This window comes from Stenotrophomonas sp. STEN018, from assembly GCF_056760235.1.
The window spans coordinates 1-4616 of record NZ_JBRREK010000108.1 but is presented as its reverse complement, the minus strand read 5'-3'; the positions used below and the strand labels follow the sequence as shown (position 1 = coordinate 4616).

3 protein-coding genes are annotated in these 4616 nt (G+C 64.9%); 2 read left to right on the top strand and 1 reads right to left on the bottom strand.

Going from position 1 to position 4616, the window contains the following annotated elements; translation table 11 throughout:
* Positions 1 to 133: 133 nt before the first annotated feature.
* Entirely contained in the window at positions 134 to 1798 is a 1665-nt protein-coding gene (rhlB, locus tag ACVOMB_RS20660; protein ID WP_481532883.1) for an ATP-dependent RNA helicase RhlB, read from the bottom strand.
* A gap of 198 nt (positions 1799 to 1996) precedes the next feature.
* Here rhlB and trxA point away from each other — a divergent pair, with 198 nt between their 5' ends.
* Entirely contained in the window at positions 1997 to 2326 is a 330-nt protein-coding gene (gene trxA, locus ACVOMB_RS20655) for a thioredoxin TrxA (protein ID WP_057628040.1), read from the top strand.
* A gap of 256 nt (positions 2327 to 2582) precedes the next feature.
* Positions 2583 to 4343 carry a transcription termination factor Rho gene (gene rho / locus ACVOMB_RS20650; protein WP_481532882.1) on the top strand — a complete coding sequence of 587 codons (1761 nt, stop codon included), beginning with the start codon at positions 2583 to 2585 and terminating at the stop codon, positions 4341 to 4343.
* Positions 4344 to 4616 lie beyond the last annotated feature (273 nt).

Below are 4616 nucleotides of genomic sequence, written 5' to 3'. Positions count from 1 at the left end.
CGGCAAGGTGGCCTTGGTCGCGGTTATGAGAAAGATGCTGGTCATCCTCAATGCTCGTAAACGAGATGCGGAGGCCGCTATGGCCTCCGGCTGACAAGACAGTTGCTACAAGGGCTCGCGGCAATCGCAGCGATCAGCTACCGGACAGCATCCGGCGGATCTTGCGGCCCAGGCGGGTCAGGAACGAATCGCTGTCGTTGCCAGCACGCATCGGCTTGGCCTGTACCTGCACCGGGCCGTTGTTGTTGGCCACTGCCGGTGCTGCACCTTCGGCACCCTCAAGCGGGCGACCGTGGCGACGACGGCGGCGCTTGCGCGGTGCGCGCTCGCCTTCCACTGCCGGGCTGTTGGCAGCATTCGGCGCCGCTTCGGCAGCCGGACGCGGCGGCTTGGGCGTGGCTTCGGCATTGGCCGGGGCGCCTTCGACGCGCGGCTTGCGCGGCGGACGCGGCTTGCCATCTGCGCTGCGCTCGCCACGGCGTTCACCGGGCTTGCCGCCACTGCGACCACCGCCACGACGGGCTTCGTCAGCGGCCTTCTGCTCGCGGGCTTCGCGGAAGATGCTGCCAACGCTTTCTTCTTCTTCGCCGGCTTCCAGCGGTGCGCGCTCCGGGCGCGGCAACGCGGTCAGCAGCTCGGCTGTGACTGCTTCGACCGGGATCTTCTGCTCGATGTAAGCCTCGATGTCCGGCAGGCTGATCGCGTAGCGCTCACAGGCGAAGCTGATCGCATCACCCTCTTCGCCCAGACGCGCGGTACGACCGATGCGGTGCACGTAGTCTTCGGCGTCGAACGGCAGGTCGTAGTTGTAGACGTACTTGATGCCGTCGATGTGCAGGCCGCGTGCGGCCACATCGGTGGCAACCAGCACTTCCAGCTGGCCTTTCTGGAAGCGGTTGAGCAGGCTCTCACGCTTCTTCTGCGGCACGTCGCCAGACAGCACGCCAACACGGTAGCCGGCGCGCTCCAGCGCGCGCGCAACGCGCTCGACGAACACCTTGGTGTTGACGAACACCATGGTGCGCGCGCCTTCGCTGCGCGACAGCAGGCCGATCAGCAGCGGCAGCTTTTCCTCGTCGGCCGGGAAGTAGATGCGCTGGCGGACACGGTCGGCGGTGATGCTTTCGGTCTCCACCACCAGCTTCTGCGGCTCGTTCATGTGCTCGTAGGCCAGCTCCAGCACGCGGTGGCTGAGGGTGGCACTGAACAGCAGGGTCTGGCGCGTGGTGCGCTCCGGCATGCGCCGCAGCAGGAAGCGGATGTCCTTGATGAAGCCCAGGTCGAACATGCGGTCGGCTTCGTCGAGCACGCAGATTTCGCAGGCGTGCAGCGAAACCACCTTGTGCTGCTTGACGTAGTCGATCAGGCGGCCGGGGGTGGCGATGATCACGTCCACGCCCTGCTGCAGCAGCTCGCGCTGCTTGTCGTAATCCACGCCACCGTAGACCAGCGCAAAGCGCAGGCCGGTGTCGGCGGCGAACTTCATCGCGTCCTTGTGGATCTGGATGGCCAGCTCGCGGGTCGGCGCCAGGATCAGCGCGCGCGGATCTTCCGGCTTGCGGTCGGCCAGCGCCGGACGGGTCAGCAGGCGGTTGGCCACGGCGACCAGGAAGGCCAACGTCTTGCCGGTGCCGGTCTGGGCCTGGCCGGCGACGTCGCCGCCCGGCAAAGCTACCGGCAGGGTCAGTGCCTGAATGGGGGTGCAGCGGGTGAAACCCGCGCCTTCAAGGCCTGCCAGCAGCGAGGGCTGCAGGTCGAAGGAGGAAAATGTTACGTCGGTTAGCGGTTTGTCGCTCATGTAGGTTTCGTCTTTGTAGTGCCAGCCGGTCAGTGTGGCCGGGCAGCTTGCATCGATTCGGGCACCGTCGCACACTGCGGCCCCTGCGCCGGGTCGCGCGACATCCGGGCCCTGCCCACTGTCCGCGCAATGCCCCAGTTTACCGCAATGCGACCGCCAACCCGGCATGGGCAGTCGCATTGCACCAGGAGACTCCAAGTGAGCGATAAGGTTTTACACGTCGGCGATGCCGACTTCGACAGCGCCGTCCTGCAATCGAGCGAACCGGTCCTGGTGGATTTCTGGGCTGAATGGTGCGGCCCGTGCAAGATGATTTCCCCGGTTCTGGACGAATTGGCTGATGCCTATGACGGCAAGCTGAAGATCGCCAAGGTCAATGTGGACGAGAACCGCGCCACCGCGATCAAGTACCACGTGCGCTCGATCCCGATGCTGCTGCTGTTCAAGGATGGCCAGATCCAGGCCACCCAGATCGGCGCAGTCGGCAAGGGCCAGCTCAGCCAGATGATCGACAAGGCGCTGGTCTGATCAAGCAAGGCCCGGCGGCGTCCTGCCGCCGGCCATTGGGCCGCCATAGCGCGGTCCGCTTGGTCTATTTGGCCGCCATACCGCGGCCCAACAGGGTTTTGCAGGCGCTTGCACCGCCGCGCTTGGCGGTGTTAGTGTCGCTACATCCGGCGCCATTCGCGTGCCGCACCCTCTGGACGGGTTCTCGTCCGGACCATCCCAACCAGTTCGCAGCCCCGCAGGGCGCTCGCACATCCAAGCGAGAGGAATCAAGCACTTGTCCGAGAACACTCCTTCCGAAACCGGGAGCACCGACGCTCCTGTCGAGAAGCGCGTGCGCAAGCCGCGTGTTGCCAAAGCAGTTGAAAGCGCCGACAGCGGTGCCTCTGCTCCCGCCCAGCCGGCCCTGCCGTTGCCAGCTGCTCCGGCCGCTCCGGCGCCGGTAGCTGCCGCACCCGCACCTGCCCCGGTTGCTCCGCCACCCGCGCCTGCCGCGCCGGCGTCCAGCAATGAAGGTCAGGCCCCGGCCTCAGCCTCTGCTGGCGACAACGCCGCGCAGGGTGGCCAGGACGGTGGTGATGGCAACAACCAGCAGCGCTACGGCCAGAACAATCAGCAGGGCCAAGGCCAAGGTCAGGGCAACCGCCGCGACCGTTTCCGCAACCGTCGCGACCGTGACCGCAACCGTCCACGTGACGACAACGGCATGGGCAACGAAGGCGGTAACGACAATTTCGTTCCGCGCTCGATGCCGAGCGTGCCGGAAGGCTTCCCGGTCTATTCGCTCAGCGATCTGAAGCGGATGCCGGCGCAGAAGCTGCTGGAAATCGCCGAACAGCTGCAGATCTCCGAAGGTGTGGCGCGCGCCCGCAAGCAGGACGTGATCTTCGCCCTGCTCAAGGTGCTGACCCGCCATGGCGACGGCGTCGCCGCCGACGGTGTGCTGGAAATCCTGCCGGATGGCTTCGGCTTCCTGCGCGCATTTGAAGCCAGCTACCTGGCTGGCCCGGACGATACCTATATCTCGCCCAGCCAGATCCGCCGCTTCAACCTGCGCACCGGTGACCACCTGTCGGGCCGCATCCGCTTCCCGAAGGACGGCGAGCGCTACTTCGCCCTGTCGATCGTGGACACCATCAACGGTGAGCCGATTGAAGCCTCGAAGAACAAGGTGCTGTTCGAAAACCTGACCCCGCTGTTCCCGCGCAAACGCTTCACGCTTGAGCGCGGCAACGGCTCCTCGGAAGACATCACCGGTCGCATCCTCGACCTGATGGCACCGCAGGGCAAGGGCCAGCGCGCCCTGATCGTCTCGCCGCCCAAGGCCGGTAAGACGATGATGATGCAGCAGATTGCCACGGCCATCACCACCAACCATCCGGAAGTGCACATGATCGTGCTGCTGGTGGACGAGCGCCCGGAAGAAGTGACCGAAATGCAGCGCACCGTGCGCGGCGAAGTGGTCTCCTCGACCTTCGACGAGCCGGCCGCGCGTCACGTGCAGGTTGCCGAAATGGTGATCGAGCGTGCCAAGCGCCTGGTCGAGCACAAGAAGGACGTGGTGATCCTGCTCGACTCGATCACCCGTCTGGCCCGCGCCTACAACAACGTCGTACCGAGCTCCGGCAAGGTCCTGACCGGTGGTGTGGACGCCAACGCCCTGCACCGTCCGAAGCGTTTCTTCGGTGCTGCACGTAACGTCGAAGAAGGTGGCTCGCTGACCATCATCGCCACCGCGCTGGTTGAAACTGGCTCGAAGATGGACGAAGTGATCTACGAAGAATTCAAGGGCACCGGCAACAGCGAAGTGCATTTGAACCGTCGTATCACCGAGAAGCGCGTGTACCCGGCCATCGACATCAACCGTTCCGGCACCCGCCGCGAAGACCTGTTGATCGAACCGGAGCTGCTGCAGAAGATCTGGATCCTGCGCAAGCTGCTGCACCCGATGGACGAAATCGCCGCGATGGAGTTCCTGTTGGACAAGATGAAGAACACCAAGTCCAACGACGAGTTCTTCGGCTCGATGAAGCGCTGATTCCGGCTGGAGTTGGCTGCAGGCAAAAGCCCCGCGCAAGCGGGGTTTTTGTTGTGTGTTGATTGGGCGGGCAATGTGGGCTTCGCGGTTTATGCCCCACCTGTAGTGGGGGGGGGGGGGGGGGGGGGGGGGGGGGGGGGGGTGGTTTTTGGGTTTTGTTACCAAAGGCATGTTTGGGGTTTTAGGCCGATCATAAACAGGCCCGGTTACCGCCGCTGGGTATCTGGGGTGGGCACTACCACAGGGCCTCAGCTACCTTGCAGCGGGGTCAGC

Coding starts and splice junctions, on each gene's coding strand:
- rhlB (WP_481532883.1), bottom strand. CDS start 1,798: ATGAGCGACAAACCGCTAACCGACGTAACATTTTCCTCCTTCGACCTG.